This is a genomic window from Paenibacillus sinopodophylli (genome assembly GCF_005930355.1).
In the GTDB taxonomy this organism is placed as follows: domain Bacteria; phylum Bacillota; class Bacilli; order Paenibacillales; family Paenibacillaceae; genus Pristimantibacillus; species Pristimantibacillus sinopodophylli.
Map to the genome: position 1 here is coordinate 102955 of NZ_VDBO01000001.1, position 14742 is coordinate 117696.

Consider the following 14742-nt stretch of genomic DNA (forward strand, 5'->3'; position numbering starts at 1 on the left):
TATGTCCAAGGACATCGCAACAGGTAAATACCCCAAAGACTCCGCTTCTTCAATCAGGAGACGAATCGATGGGTTCGCAATCATCAACGGTGTGCTGCTTACGCTGGTTTCCCTGCTATGCATCTTGCCGCTCATACACATCGCAGCTGTATCATTCAGTTCCAGTTCTGCGGCTGCTGCCGGGTTGATAAAACTGTGGCCGGTTGAATTTACGCTTAAGTCCTATGAATACGTTGGCGGGCGCGAGGAGTTTTGGAGAGCGATGCTCGTATCGGTGCAGCGTATTGCGATAGGGACCCCGCTTAATCTATTGCTGATTGTGCTGGTTGCATACCCATTATCAAAGGAGTCGGGTCAATTTGCTTTCAGGAGCATTTATGCTTGGGTTTTCTTCATTCCTCTATTATTCAACGGCGGAATGATACCGTGGTACATCACGATCAAGCAGTTTGGCCTGCTTGACAGCATATGGGCGCTAGTTCTGCCGGGGGCAGTTCCCATATTTAGTGTCGTGCTCATGTTGAATTTCTTTCGCCAAACGCCAAAGGAGCTTGAGGAAGCAGCCGTCATGGACGGCGCAGGTCAATGGACGGTTCTTTGGCGTGTATTCATTCCTATTTCGATGCCTGCACTAGCTACACTTGCGCTGTTCTCCATGGTTGATAACTGGAATAGCTGGTTCGATGGTCTTATTCTAATGAACAATCCGATGAATTATCCGCTTCAGAGTTATATACAAACCATTGTGGTTCAGGGTGATTTTGGTGCAATGACCCGCGAGGATTTGATGAATCTATCTCAAATATCCGACCGTACTCTAAAAGCTTCGCAGATTTTCTTGGGAACATTGCCGATTATTATGGCGTATCCGTTTCTGCAAAAATATTTCGTAAAAGGTATCGTTGTTGGAAGTGTTAAAGGGTAAGAGGGATTAGGTCACTTCATCTAGATGAATAGGGAGGTTTCTGAATGACTTTGCTTCATTGGCATGAAGGAGAGCAAGGCACGGAGTTCTACCTGAATGGACGAAAGGTAGGCACCGCTGTTAACGAAGCTAACTCAAAGGATAGCTTTGTATTGACTGAGGAGGGCGTCGTTAGTTGGCAGAGAAGCACGAAGACGCCAATGACAGAGATGACGATGCGATTCGAAGCGGATTTTGGGATTGAATATTATCTCATCCCGGCACTGCAATACAACGGCAATACATTCGCCATTCAAGATTTTATCGATGTCCGAAATGCGGCAACGACTGTCGAACAAGCAGAGATAAAGGAAGAACCCACCTACTTTGCTAATCAAAGGGAACCAGAATCCGGCTTGCCGTGGCGATTTGGCTGGCACCGAATGAGCGTTCCTGGGGCGAGCTATTCGGAGGGAAGCGGGATGTCGGCAGGCGGATTTCTTCCTGCAGGACAGTTGGATGGAGCCTGCTCGGTCTATGAGGAGAACGGAGGAGCCGTCCACGAATGGCTATGGCCGGAACAAGACGGACCACTTCCAGTGTTCACGGATGGCAAGCGAAATCAGCACTACCGTAAACCTATTTCGCCGCGAAACGAGTTCAGTGTCATGTTGGTGTTTGTCGCAACCGAACGTCCTCGAGAGTCATGGAGCAAGCTGCTTGACGAAGCTTGGAAGCAGAACTATGTATGGCGAGCTCCAATGCGCTCTAACGAAAATCTGTGGGAGCTTGGCATTCAGTATGCGAAGCTGCTCTACACCGAAGAAGCTGATGGATTCAAAGGTTTCAGCATCGGCTTCATTTGGGAGAATGAGACATGGATGAAACGATCCGTGCAGAAATATGAAATTGGATGGTGCGGACAGAACGCTTCAATCGCGAATTCCTTGCTGGTTCACTCTGCGATGGTAGGTGACAAGGAAGCTGCCGAGATGGCGATCAGCGTATTAGATGCATGGCTTGCCGCTGCTGGGCCGACGGGTCTTATCCCAACGCATTATGACGATAATATGTACACGAACGGACATGCCAAGACTACGGATGCCTGCAACCTGGGAACAGCCGCTGTTCAACTATTCGAGGCAGAGCGGAATGCTGAGCTATTGGGTATTGATCGGCCAGCTTATGGACAAATGGCGATGCGAATTTGTGATTTCGCATTGAAGGTTATGGACGATTCCGGACGGATAGGAAAGAGTTGGTTGGAATCGGATCTTTCACCGGCCGTGAAGGATGGGGGCACAGGCGCATTTCTCACGATGGCACTTTGCGAAGCGGCTAAAGCAACGGGCAGCGAACGTTATCTGTCGGAAGCGAGGCGCAGTCATGCTTATTATATGACAGAATTGCAACAGAGCGGGTATACGACAGCAGGTGCATTGGATATATTCTCAATAGACAAGGAATCATGTATTCCTCTGCTGAAAAGCAGTATGCTGCTGCATGACATAACTGGCGATCCTTCTTACCTCGCATGCGCGGAGCGTGCCGCATGGTATCTGTCAACGTGGCAATGGCATTTCACAAAGCCATTCCCGGAGGAAAGCCTTCTCGGGCAATTGGATTACGATACATTTGGAGGAACGGCGGTATCCATACATGGCGGAATGGATCCTTTCGCACTTTGTTACGTTCATGAATTGTGTGATCTTGCAGCTTTGACAGGTCACTCACAATGGCATGAGCGTGCAGGGGCTATCTGGAGGCATGGCCAGCAGGGAATATCTGATGGGGATTTGAGGCTTGACGGTAAATCGCCACGACCCGTCGGCAGCCAAGATGAGTCGTGCAACTACACGTATGGGAAAAGTGAAAATACACCTACGCAGTGGCTTGTTGCTTGGCCAGCAGCGTTTCGCTTAGAGGCGCTGCGCAAGATTTTGCCGGTTAACGCCGAGCATGGAAAGCGAATATTTTAAAAAGGAAGAGGGGCGCATATGAGAACGTTCTATGTTAACGAAATAGAAGGTAACGACGATCATGATGGGCGATCAGAGCAAGAAACCTGGAAATCATTAGATAGAGTTAACGAGGCATTGTTTCTTCCCGGTGATCGCATACTGTTCCACGCAGGCGGATTATGGGAGGGAATGTTATGCCCAACCGGTTCTGGCGTAAAAGGATTGCCAATTGAGGTGGATCGTTACGGTGTAGGGGATAATCCATTGATCGCCGGTAATGGCGCGGAAGCAGCCGTCAAAATTGACGGTCACAGCCATTGGACGATTCGTAATATTAGAGTGACTAATCATGCTGACGAGCGTGCACTCCGCAATGGCATTGCTGTATACGGTAAAGCAGAAGCCATAACATCGGGAATCCGTATTGAGAACTGCGAGATTTTTGATGTCACAGGTGAGAATCGAAGAGATCTTGAACCTTACTATAGCATGTATTGGAATTCGGGCATTTATGTCAGCATTCCCGGCCGTTCCTCGGAAACGAGTCGATTGGACGACGTGGTTATTTCCGGCAACTATATTCATGACGTGCTAACAAGTGGAATCCGAGTGAATCAGCAGGAAGATTTTATTGTTGATATCTATCATACGGGCATCGTTGTGCGTAACAATACGATTCGGCGTACAGGCACTGACGGCATTATAGTGGCTAATAGTGTATCTCCGCTCATTGAATTCAACCGTTGCTTCGATGCTGGCGAACTAGGCAATTTGACGGACACAAAGTTGATTGCTGGCATTTGGGTGTGTGCCACTTCGAATGCACTTATTCAATACAACGAAGTAGCACGAACACGTTTATTTGAAAATGACGGTACAGCATTTGATACGGACTGGGGGACTGCCGGAACGACTATATTCCAATATAATTACTCTCATGATAACGAAGGCGGATTTTGGCTGGATTGTGCTGGGATTAACTATAACCCTGACTATGAAGGTACGATTTTGCGGAATAATATTAGCGTCAACGACAGGCGTTGTATTATCCAAGCGGATTCGGGGCTAAAATCCTTGCATGAACACAATGTATTCTACCAGTATGAAGGAATGAGCCCGATCGAAATAGTGGCACAGGCAGAAGGCCATTCTCATTGCTTCAAGGGAAATTCGTTCTTCTTCCCTCTTGCTCCGCTCGAAGGTTGGAAGTCATCACAATTTGAAGATAACGGTTATTATCCATGTGAACCCAATCCGAACGATAAAACGGCGAATACGGTAGAGCCGAGCTTCATTGGTCCGTTACCAGAGAAAGAGGATTTAGAAGGCAAGAAGATTTATTGGACATAATGGAGAGGCACAAAGGTTTTTTAGAATGAAATACGATCATTTCAATAGGATAAGGCTTTCCGCTTTTATCATTACTTATTTACTTTCAAAGAGTTAACGCCACCTTTTTAGGTGGTTTTTTTATTTGTTTCATAATAGAAGGTTTAAAAATAACGTAATAATATTAAAGAAACTGTAGTTTTTTTTATTTTATGCTCATCCTCAGCGTTATAAAATATGATCATGGAACAGCATGTATCCGTTTTCAATAAATGACGAGGAGGATCATTATTAGACGCATAAACTTTATATAAAGGAGAAAACTACTTCGAATCGGCAGTTTTTCAAGTACTATATGATGATCAGTAAAAACACCGATCTCGGAGAAAGAGGAAGATGTAATGAAAACATTAATAGGATGGTTTCTTAATTTTAAAATTAGAACCAAATTTCTCATCTCATACATCTTCATTATTCTCTTTATGTCATTTTTAATAGGTTATATGGTCATGATTACGTCTAATAAAGTAATGCTTAAAAACACCCAAGAAATTTCGCAGCAGTTGATAAGTCAAATTACAGAGAACATCGAATACAGGACAAACGATTTTGAACAATTCTCTTTTACTTTCGCTTCGGACAGTGGGGATTCGTTCACTTCATTGAAGGAGATTTTGAAAAAAATCAATTTAAAAGGGTATGATGTGTCGGCAAATAAAGATTTAAGCAATATCTTTAGCAAATATATTGCATCTATTGATGAAATCAATTCATTGAGTATTAGAGCAGCCAGCGGCGACGTCAGGTATTGGTTTAAAGATAACGGAAGCCTGGATGACGCTAGTCAATTAGAATTGTCGCGTCAGCAAAATTTTTTAATTACCTATGATAAATTGGACAGCGCTCTAAACAATACGGTGTGGACTAGACCAAAGATTGATGGAAATGAGGTCATGTTTGGAAGGCGAATAGTGGACACAGAGTCGCTGGACTATCTAGGGGATATCGTGTTTACGGTGGACAGCAGCTATTTTAGGCTGATTAAAGACAAAAACGTGAGAAGTATTCAAGAAGCAAACCTGGCCGTACTGAATGCCAACGACGAAATTATTCTGGCTGATAAAGACTCGGGGATCTGGGATATGACTATGCAGGTGCTAGGCAGCGGAGTTGTCTCGTTTAATAATCAATCTGTAAACATGGATATCAATGGAGAAAGATTCCTGGTTACTGCAGTCGAAAGTACTAATCAAAAATGGAAAGTGATTTGCTTTGTTCCGTTATCTTATATGCTGAAAAATGTGGATACATTAAAAACCGCGATTTTAGTCGTTGTTTGTGTATCCATTATAGTTGCTCTAGCCATTGCGTATGCGATTTCGCATAGCGTTAGCAGAAATATTTCACGTTTAGAAAAAAGCATGAGAAAAATTGAAAAAGGAGATTTCTCGGTTCGGGTACAGCCTTCCAGCTATGATGAAATCGGATTACTAGGTTTGCGGTTTAACTTTATGGTGAGCAAGGTCAATGAGCTGGTTAATACGGTTTATACAGAACGAATTGCAAAGCAGCAAGCGGAATTCGAGACGCTTCAGGCACAGATTAACCCTCATTTTCTATATAACACACTAGGTACGATCAGATGGCTGGCTAATCTAAAGAAACAGAAAGAGATAGAAAGCTTAGTCATCTCGTTAATCGAACTGCTGAAAGGCGCCATAGATAAGAAGGGGAATTTCATTTCTTTACATGAAGAAGTGGAATATGTGAAAAACTACGTACTACTCCAGAAATTCAGATACGAGGATCGATTTCAAACACGATATGACATTGATGAAAACGCCAAAAACGCAAAAGTGCTTAAGCTGATTTTGCAGCCGCTTGTGGAAAACGCTCTTTTTCACGGATTAGATATGTCAAAAGAAGGCGGACTAATCAAAATCGGAGCTTTAAGGCGGGACGCGTTCATTGTATTGACGGTTGAAGATAACGGGGTAGGAATGACTGAGGAACAAGTCGCGGCTATATTGGAAGACAAGGCTCGTAAGTATCCGGGATTAAATAGCATAGGCGTTCGGAATGTGAATGAGAGAATCAAGCTTTATTTTGGTCCGCAATATGGTTTAAGTTACCGTAGTGAACTCGGAAAAGGAACAATAGTGGAGGCCGTATTGCCTTTCACAACGGGGGAGTGGGAGGGGCGAACACTTGATTAGCGTTATGATTGTTGAAGATGACGTCATGTTCAGATACGCAATTAGATCCTTAATGGATTGGACGGCCATTGATTTTCATATTACGGCAGAAGCGGTTAACGGCAGGCATGCCCTTGAACTGATATCGGAAAACGAACCTGATCTGATACTTACGGATATCAGCATGCCGATCATGAATGGCATTTCTCTCATTGAGACCGTAAAACGTGAGTATCCTAAGGTTAAGATTATTGTTCTTAGTTCTTATAATGATTTCGAATTCGTCAAGGAAGCGCTAACTTTAGGGGCCGAGGATTACTTGCTCAAGCACGATCTGAAGGAACAGCAGTTACATCAATTGCTAATCAAATGCAAAAAGAAAATCGAAGAGGAACAGAAGCATGAGGCAGGAAATAAAGTCATTAAGGATAATTTATCGTCCATCATTCAACGTCTAGTCAGTCGGATTCTGAAGGAAGAATCATCGAACAAGCTGGAATTGGTCAGCAGTTTGCGTTCACTCAACCAGGATATGCCTATTTCAAATATGACCCTATTGGCTATAGAATCGAACCCCATCGCGTTTGCGAACATTGAGCTTGAATTGCGTCAACAATTAGATATGGAAACCGTTCAATATGTGTTTGCGCAAGTTGAGCATCATTTAGCTGTTCTAATTGTCGGATTTCGAGATGAAAAAAGCGAAACTAAAAAATATAACATCATACACAACATTGCTGAACAAGTCAGATTATCTATCCATCGAACCGAGAAGCATTCAATAACGATTGGGATCGGAGGCAATTGTGAAGATATTGAAAAATTGAGCGAGTGTTTCTCTCAGGCATTGTCTGCACTTAATATCAAATTATATGAAGGCAAGAACAAGATTTATCATTATCAAGCACATGTTCGAGTAAAAGGAAAAAGAGAAACACATGTTTTCGCTAGGCTTGAAGCGATGACGGAGCTATTAAGCGCAGGCAATTACGGAGGGTTAGTAGCGGAGTCGAATGCATTATTTGAACAATTGAAGGAAAGTCACGCTGACATTCGAGAGATTAGAACCGTATTTCACGAATTGGATATTTTATTGCATATGGCTGCGAGAATTTTAAAGGTTAAGCTTTCTGAAATTACCGGTGAGAGCTATCTATGGCGAGACGATATGCTGAAGGATACAGAAGTTATGGATGAAATCATGCGTGAATTCAATGGATATCTGCAGCGGCTGATTGAGATTGCTTCCCGAAAAAATGAAGGTTATGGTCGTGCGGTCCAAAAAATATTGAAATGGGTTCAAAAGAATTATATGAATGAGGTTTCCATTAATGAAATAGCTGCTGCACTCCATTTAACCCCAAATTATGTAAGCAATTTATTTAAGCAGGAGACGGGTCTGCGCATTACAGAGTATATCAATCATCTCAGAATAGAAGAAGCGAAGCGATATCTGAAGACTACCGATATGAAGATATACGAAGTTGCTGAGAAAGTTGGCTTTAAAAATGCCTCGTATTTCAGTACGGTCTTCAAAGAAGTGACAGGCATTAAAGTCATTACCTATAAAAACAGTTGAAGGAGCTTATCAATGAACAGAAAAGGGTTTATCAGCGAAGGACGTCCATTTTTTCCTGTCGGTGCACAGGTTCATAATTCCAGTGCATATTCCGTAGAGGGATTGAATCGTGGTTTTGAGGCACTCAAACATATCCATGCCAATTCGGTAGCTATTCCTCTGTATTGGGGTGTTGTGGAAGGGCAAGAAGGTATTTACGATTTCTCTTTGGTTAGATCGATTTGGGAAGAGGTCAAAGCAAGAGGGTATAAACTAATTTTTATTTGGTTCGGAACTTGGAAGAACGGGAATGCAAAATATGCACCTCACTGGGTAAAAGAAAACCCGCAAAGGTTTTGGCGAGTAATCGCTCAGGATGGAAGCCGCTTAAACAGTCTATCTCCACATTGTGAAGAGACTAAGCATGCGGATATGCGTGCATTCGTCGCGCTTACGGAGTACTTGCATGCATTGGATCCGAACAAGGAAGTACTTATCGCTATTCAAGTACAAAATGAACCAGGAATTATGCCGGGCGCCTATCGTGATTATTCCGAAACGGCAGAACGGGCATTTCGTTCACCGATTCCTATGCAGTTAAGTCAATTTATGAAGGATTATCCCAATAGTCAAATCAGCCGAAGATGGCAGAAAAACGATGAGAACACTGAAAGTTGGATAAGTGCGTTTGATTCGTTAGCTGAAGAAGCGTTTACTGCGTACCATATTTCCGAGTACGTAGATGATATAGCCCGAGCGGGCAAGGAAAAATTCGATATTCTCATGTTCACCAATGTATGGTTGGAGCAGCATAGCTGGAGAATTCCAGGCATTAACTACCCTGCTGGTGGTCCAGTATCTAGAACGCTTGATATTTGGAAATGGATGACTCCTCACTTAGATATGATCTCACCTGACATTTATCAACAGACACTAGAAGGCTACACGGAAGCTTGCAGGGACTACACGCGTGAAGACAATGCGCTATTTGTGCCTGAATCTGCTCCGTTAGCAGAGTGGAATTCGCGCTTTCTGTTCAAAGCATTGGGCGAATATAAGGCAATCGGATATTTTCTATTTGGGGCAGAGAGTATTCTTGACGAAGAGGATCAGGTGGATCCAAGCGCATGGCCAGTAGTGGGAAGCATGCAGGTTGCTTCAGCGCTCGCTGGTGGTTTAATGCGCTACAAGCAGGCGCCAACAGCGGTTATCTATCAAGACGAGTACTCACCTATGCAGCGGCTGGAGTTCGATCATTATTACGCACTAGCTCTTTTCACGAATTGCCATCCGGCTGGAGGACATAATGACTCGGATTGGAACTGGCATGACCAGTATCACAAAGATTACCGTCAGAAACAGAAGGCAGAAGGCCGTCGGGGCAGAGGTTTAGTTATTCAAACGTCGGAACATGAGTTCTACGTAGCTGGAGATGGCTATCGCCTTTTATTCATGCCCAAGCGGCTGATCACTCACACTTTACCAGCTCATGCAACAAATGAATTCACGCTCACACGCAGTGTCGATTATGTTTCAGTGGAAGAAGGGAGATTCGATCAAGAAGGAAACTTTCATGCTAACCGCAATCGCAATGGTGATGAAGTGGATTTCGGCATTTGGGTTGAAGCGGATACAGGCGTTGTACGAGTTCGATTGTGTCCTTAAATGAATTCAATAAACAGATATAATCTGTGTTTATTAAGAGAAATTGTAGATTAGTGAAATTATAAATACGATCATATTTGCTAGTATAGTAGATGAGTCGTGGAAGCGCTCTATTTTCATAAAATACGAGCGTTTCCAATCTAATATAGGGGGATATACCATGAAGAAGAAGTTCAAGTTAGCAATCGTTCTTGCCTTGGGAATGAGCTTGTTATCAGCATGCGGTTCATCCAATGAAAACCCAGTACCAGAAGCTACAGAGGCGGCAGGGACTACAGAAGCAAAGACCATTACATTACGTTGGATGCATCATATTCAAGAGGAATCAGGTAAAGCTTGGATAGAGAAATCAACGGAAGAGTTTACCAAATTGTATCCGAATGTCGAATTTGAACTTACCGCCATGAATGCAGACAATTACAACACAATGTTAAAGACAAAGCTTGCTGCAGGAGATGCACCTGATATTTTTGACATCGATTTAAATAGTAATCCTCAGTTTGTTGAAAACGGCTACATGGCAGAACTGACAGGCCCTTTTTTGGACAACCTACTCGTAGTAGACAAGAGTAAGGAAGGAAAAACATACGCCCTTCGAACAGAACTTACTCTTTATAGCATTTACTATAACAAAGATGCCTTCGCTAAAGCGGGAATCGAATCACCGCCTACTACATGGGCTGAATTTATGGAAGCGTGCGAAAAGCTGAAAGCTGCAGGGATCATACCCGTCGCATCCGGCTACAAAGACTCTTGGACTTTAAACAATATGATTCATGTTGCGAAAGCTCCTAGTATCGGTGCTTATCATGAATCATGGACGCAAGATCTCAAGTCACGCAAAACAAGCTTTGTTGATGATCAGGTAGGTTTCAAAGATTTATTGAATCAAATTACGTACATCTACGACAATTCGCAGTCAGATCCGCTAGGTACAACTTGGGATAAAGCGCAGGATCTTCTGGTTTCAGGTGAGGCCGCAATGATTATTAATGGTTCATGGTTGCCAGGGAACATACGTACAAAGGATGCAGATGCGAATCTCGGTACCTTCCCTTACCCATGGTCAGATGATGCTTCGAAAAACCGATTCATTATTGCTGGCGAAGCGAAAAACAGTGAGAATGCTTCTTACGGCGGCGGCTATGGAGCCTATGCCAAATCTCCAAACAAAGATATGGCTGTAAAATTCATTGAATATTTGGGATCAGTAGAAAACGGGAAAATCATGCAAGACAATCGTAAGACGCTTTCAAATGCGAAAAATTTGCCGATGGATTTCGAACCGACTTTTGATTCGTTTGCCCAGGCTCAAAGCGCGAATGAAGTTTTAAGCTATGGGGCTTTTCAAATGGATTTCGGCGGGGAATACGACAAAGTTTTCTATGATGAAATCATCAATTACATGCTCTCCAAATCGCGCAATGCGGATGAAACACTTAAAAATCTAGATGCTGCTTTTGATCGAGTCGCCAAAAAATGATCGTACAGTAGTTGTGAATGCAGTCAGTCAATTCCCGGGTTAATCCCGGGAAATGGATGTAAGGAGAGAAATTTATGCGAATAAACCAGATAAAAAAATCGCTCAGTAATTCAACCTTTCTAATACCTACTTTGTTGTTTTTCTTCTTTGCTGTCATGTATCCATTTTTCTCAGGGTTTAATATTGCTTTTACAAACTGGGATGGAATTTCACCTAAAGGTGAGTTTATCGGCTTAAACAATTTCATCAATATTTTTCATGATCCTGATATTATTAGGCCCATACGGATTTCTGTAGAGTATGCCTTATTAAATACATTCTTTATTAATTTGGTGGCGCTTATCTTAGCGCTAGGCGTTACAAATGCATATAGAGGACGTACGATCCACCGCATGATATTCTTCATGCCGACCGCATTAAGCAGTGTTCTCGCCATTTTTATTTGGAACTATATTTATGGAGAAGTGTTGCCCGAGATATTCGGAATTAGTAACCCTATCGCTAGCATGTCCACTGTAATTCCGGCAGCAACTTTAATTACGGTATGGGGGGGATGCGGTGTCGCGATGGTCATTTATATCGCAGCGCTAAGTTCAGTACCTACCGAGATGTATGAGTCCGCGAAGGTGGATGGAGCGAATGCTATGCATAGGCTTTTCAAGATAACACTGCCACTTATCATGGCTTCATTCACTATAAATATTACGATTAATTTTACAAGCTCACTATCTTCGACAGGTCTTTTCCTTGTTGCAACAGGTGGTGGTCCAGCTGGTTCATCCGAGTCCATGGGTTTGTATATATACAATAACTTATTCATTTACAACCGGGCAGGCTATGGACAAGCATTGGCTTATTTATTTCTTCTCATCGTTGTCATTTCCGGGGTTGTACTTTCAACGATCTTTAGAAAAAGGGAAGTGGAGATGTAATGACTGCCAGAGGAAATGTAGGGAAATGGTTTATGGTGGCTGCTATGTGGTTATTGGCAATCGTTTTTATAGCTCCGTTCTACATCGCTATAGTCACAAGCTTAAAGTCGCCTGCTGAAAGTGCTCTATCCGGAATATCCCTTCCGCAAGTGCTGCATTTCGAAAACTATGTGGAAGCCCTTAAGATGTCTTCTTTTTTTCTTGCTCTTAAAAACAGTTTGATATTTACGATAGTGAGCGTAATTCTCATTGTTTTTTGCAGCTCATCTGCCGCTTATATCATTGCAAGAAATTTAAATAAGAGGTATTACCGGTTCTGGGAGAAAATATTCCTAGCCGCAATCATGTTGCCGTTCGAAGTAATCATGATTCCGACATATAAATTTCTTTATGAGGTTGATCTCATTAATACGCTTGCCGGAGCCATTATGGTCAAAGTGGGGCTGTCCATACCGTTCGCTATTTTTATGTACATCGGCTTTATTAAATCAATCCCGCGTGAATTGGAGGAATCCGCGAAAATCGATGGAGCTGGCCCCATTCGTACTTTTTGGCAAATCGTATTTCCGTTGTTGCAGACCATTACTTCCAGTTTAATTGCTTTACAAATGATGTGGACTTGGAATGATTTTAATGTATCCCTTATTTTACTGCAGAAAGATGCAGTGAAAACGATTCCGCTGCAGCAATTTATATTTTTTGGGCAGTATACTTCTAATTTCAACTTGGCTTTTGCATCAGCAATCGTATCCATGATTCCGATCTACCTCTTTTTTGGAATTGCACAGAAATATATAGTAAGCGGATTGACAGCAGGAGCAGTGAAAGGTTAGTTTCAACAAAACGATAGGTTCAGAACAGGACTCACCACTCCTATCCAAATCCAATAATGCTTATCATGCGAACGAACCACCCTTATGGGTGGTTTTTTATTTGAGTTGTTTGATATTTATCCGTTAATATCACAGCCATACGATCATAAACTTTTGAAACTAGCAAATGGGGTTTTGGTATAATGGTGCCTTCATTTGGTGTACCTGTTATATACAAACGCTCTAAAAGCATTTAATATTCAAAATGTGAATAAATAGCATTCGATTTGGTATAAAGGAACTTACTTGGACAAGGAGGCAAAAGGGACATGCTAGAGCCAAACATAACCAATCAACTGAAAAAAACGCTGAAAGCCAGTATTGACAACAAGGAAATCGCAGGTGCGAATTTCATGGTGATCAAGGACGGCCACGAATTATTTTATCATGAAGATGGCATGGCAGACCTCGAGTCGGGGCGTCCTATCACGAGGGATTCGATCTTCCGACTATATTCAATGACGAAGCCCGTTACCGCTGCATCAGTCATGATGCTGCTCGAGCGAGGGGATATCGATTTGTTTGATCCGGTTAGCAGCTATATTCCGGGCTTTAAAAACCAAAAGCTTGAGCAAAACGGAGTACTGGTGCCAGTCAACCGGGAAGTCAACATTCATGATTTGTTGAATATGACATCCGGATTGGTATACGGCGGATCTGACAAAGCAGGTCTGCATACCGACGCATTATTCCAAGAGCTCGGTAGCCGTTTGAAAGGTGACAATCCAATGGGCACATTGGAATTCGCAAACCGACTGGGCCAAGGCCCCCTTTCGTTCGAACCGGGATCGTACTGGCAATATGGAACGTCGGCAGATGTGCTCGGAGCAATTGTGGAAGCGGTTAGCGGTATGAAATTCAGCCAATTTTTGTACAAGGAAATATTTGGACCGCTGGAAATGCTAGATACTGGTTTCTGGCTGCCAGAAGAAAAAAGAAACCGCCTCGCCAAAACCTACCAAGATGACAGTGGAGGAGGCTTGAAGCTGTATTCAGATAGCCATCTGGGCATCTATCACCAGATGGACCGGGAACCGACATTTGAGTCTGGCGGAGCGGGTCTTGTGTCTACGATTGACGATGCAGCAAAATTTACGAGAATGCTGATGAATCAAGGCGGCTATAATGGCGGTCAGCTGTTACAACCTAGAACTGTTCAATATTTGACGTCGGCTAGTTTAAACGATTGGCAGCAAAAAGGTTTCGATTCGTGGCATAGCTTGGTTGGCCATAGCTACGGTAACCAGATGCGTATCATGACTGACACCGGAAAAGCTGGAATTATCGGCAGTCAAGGCGAATACGGCTGGGACGGATGGCTTGGAGCCTATTTCACAAACAGTCCGCAAGACGGTCTGACTATCCTTTTCATGATCCAGAAAAAAGATGCCGGCACGATGGCGATTACGCGCAAGTTGCGTAATATCGTGTTCAGCACTCTGAAGTTATAATAATGACTGATAACGAAGTCGTTTAGCACCGTTCAATATTAAAGATGAAATTGATGGATTATGAAATATGGTAGGTATCATTACGGCTTAATTATCATTAATGTAACGCAACATCTTATCTTAATATTATAAGCATCTCGATTAAGATGAATATGCATAGGGCTATGTATTGTTAGCGAGCCTTTCAGATGACTTTTCTAATCATTAGGACAACCTGAATGATCTGGTTGTCCTTTTTTGCGTTGTAACGAACTAGTAAGCCACTACTAGCAATAAGACCAGACATTCCAATGAGTAAAATAAATAGTGAGTCAGAAATCTGTTGAAGGTGAAACGGTTGGTCTCAAATTTGGTATAACCATGAATGAGCATTCATTAATCAAGAATGGCTG

Annotated in this window: 10 protein-coding genes; all 10 read left to right on the top strand. The window is 42.8% G+C overall.

What is annotated here, in order from left to right; genetic code table 11:
- Nucleotide 1 precedes the first annotated feature (1 nt).
- Complete coding sequence (locus FGT79_RS00335) at nt 2–925, top strand: carbohydrate ABC transporter permease (protein WP_138750810.1); 924 nt, start codon at nt 2–4, stop codon at nt 923–925.
- A gap of 44 nt (nt 926–969) precedes the next feature.
- The gene (locus FGT79_RS00340) at nt 970–2883 is read left to right on the top strand and encodes a hypothetical protein (RefSeq protein WP_138750811.1); all 1914 of its coding nucleotides are present in this window, start codon (nt 970–972) and stop codon (nt 2881–2883) included.
- An 18-nt stretch (nt 2884–2901) separates the two neighbouring features.
- Entirely contained in the window at nt 2902–4215 is a 1314-nt protein-coding gene (locus FGT79_RS00345) for a right-handed parallel beta-helix repeat-containing protein (protein ID WP_138750812.1), read from the top strand.
- A gap of 380 nt (nt 4216–4595) precedes the next feature.
- Nucleotides 4596–6410: a sensor histidine kinase gene (locus FGT79_RS00350; RefSeq protein WP_138750813.1), complete on the top strand. Its 1815-nt coding sequence runs from the start codon at nt 4596–4598 to the stop codon at nt 6408–6410.
- A complete protein-coding gene (locus FGT79_RS00355) occupies nt 6403–7968 on the top strand; it encodes a response regulator (protein WP_138750814.1) in 1566 nt (521 codons plus the stop codon). Before FGT79_RS00350 ends, FGT79_RS00355 begins: the two co-directional genes overlap by 8 nt.
- Before the next feature lie 12 nt (nt 7969–7980).
- Nucleotides 7981–9612, top strand: a complete 1632-nt coding sequence (locus FGT79_RS00360; RefSeq protein WP_138750815.1) for a DUF5597 domain-containing protein — start codon at nt 7981–7983, stop codon at nt 9610–9612.
- Nucleotides 9613–9772: 160 nt separating this feature from the next.
- Nucleotides 9773–11095, top strand: a complete 1323-nt coding sequence (locus tag FGT79_RS00365; RefSeq protein ID WP_138750816.1) for an ABC transporter substrate-binding protein — start codon at nt 9773–9775, stop codon at nt 11093–11095.
- Between the two features lie 74 nt (nt 11096–11169).
- Nucleotides 11170–12027, top strand: a complete 858-nt coding sequence (locus FGT79_RS00370; RefSeq protein WP_138750817.1) for a carbohydrate ABC transporter permease — start codon at nt 11170–11172, stop codon at nt 12025–12027.
- Nucleotides 12027–12860, top strand: a complete 834-nt coding sequence (locus FGT79_RS00375; protein WP_138750818.1) for a carbohydrate ABC transporter permease — start codon at nt 12027–12029, stop codon at nt 12858–12860. Before FGT79_RS00370 ends, FGT79_RS00375 begins: the two co-directional genes overlap by 1 nt.
- Nucleotides 12861–13168: 308 nt before the next feature.
- On the top strand, nt 13169–14350 hold the full coding sequence (locus FGT79_RS00380) for a serine hydrolase domain-containing protein (RefSeq protein ID WP_138750819.1): 1182 nt from the start codon (nt 13169–13171) through the stop codon (nt 14348–14350).
- Nucleotides 14351–14742: the final 392 nt, after the last annotated feature.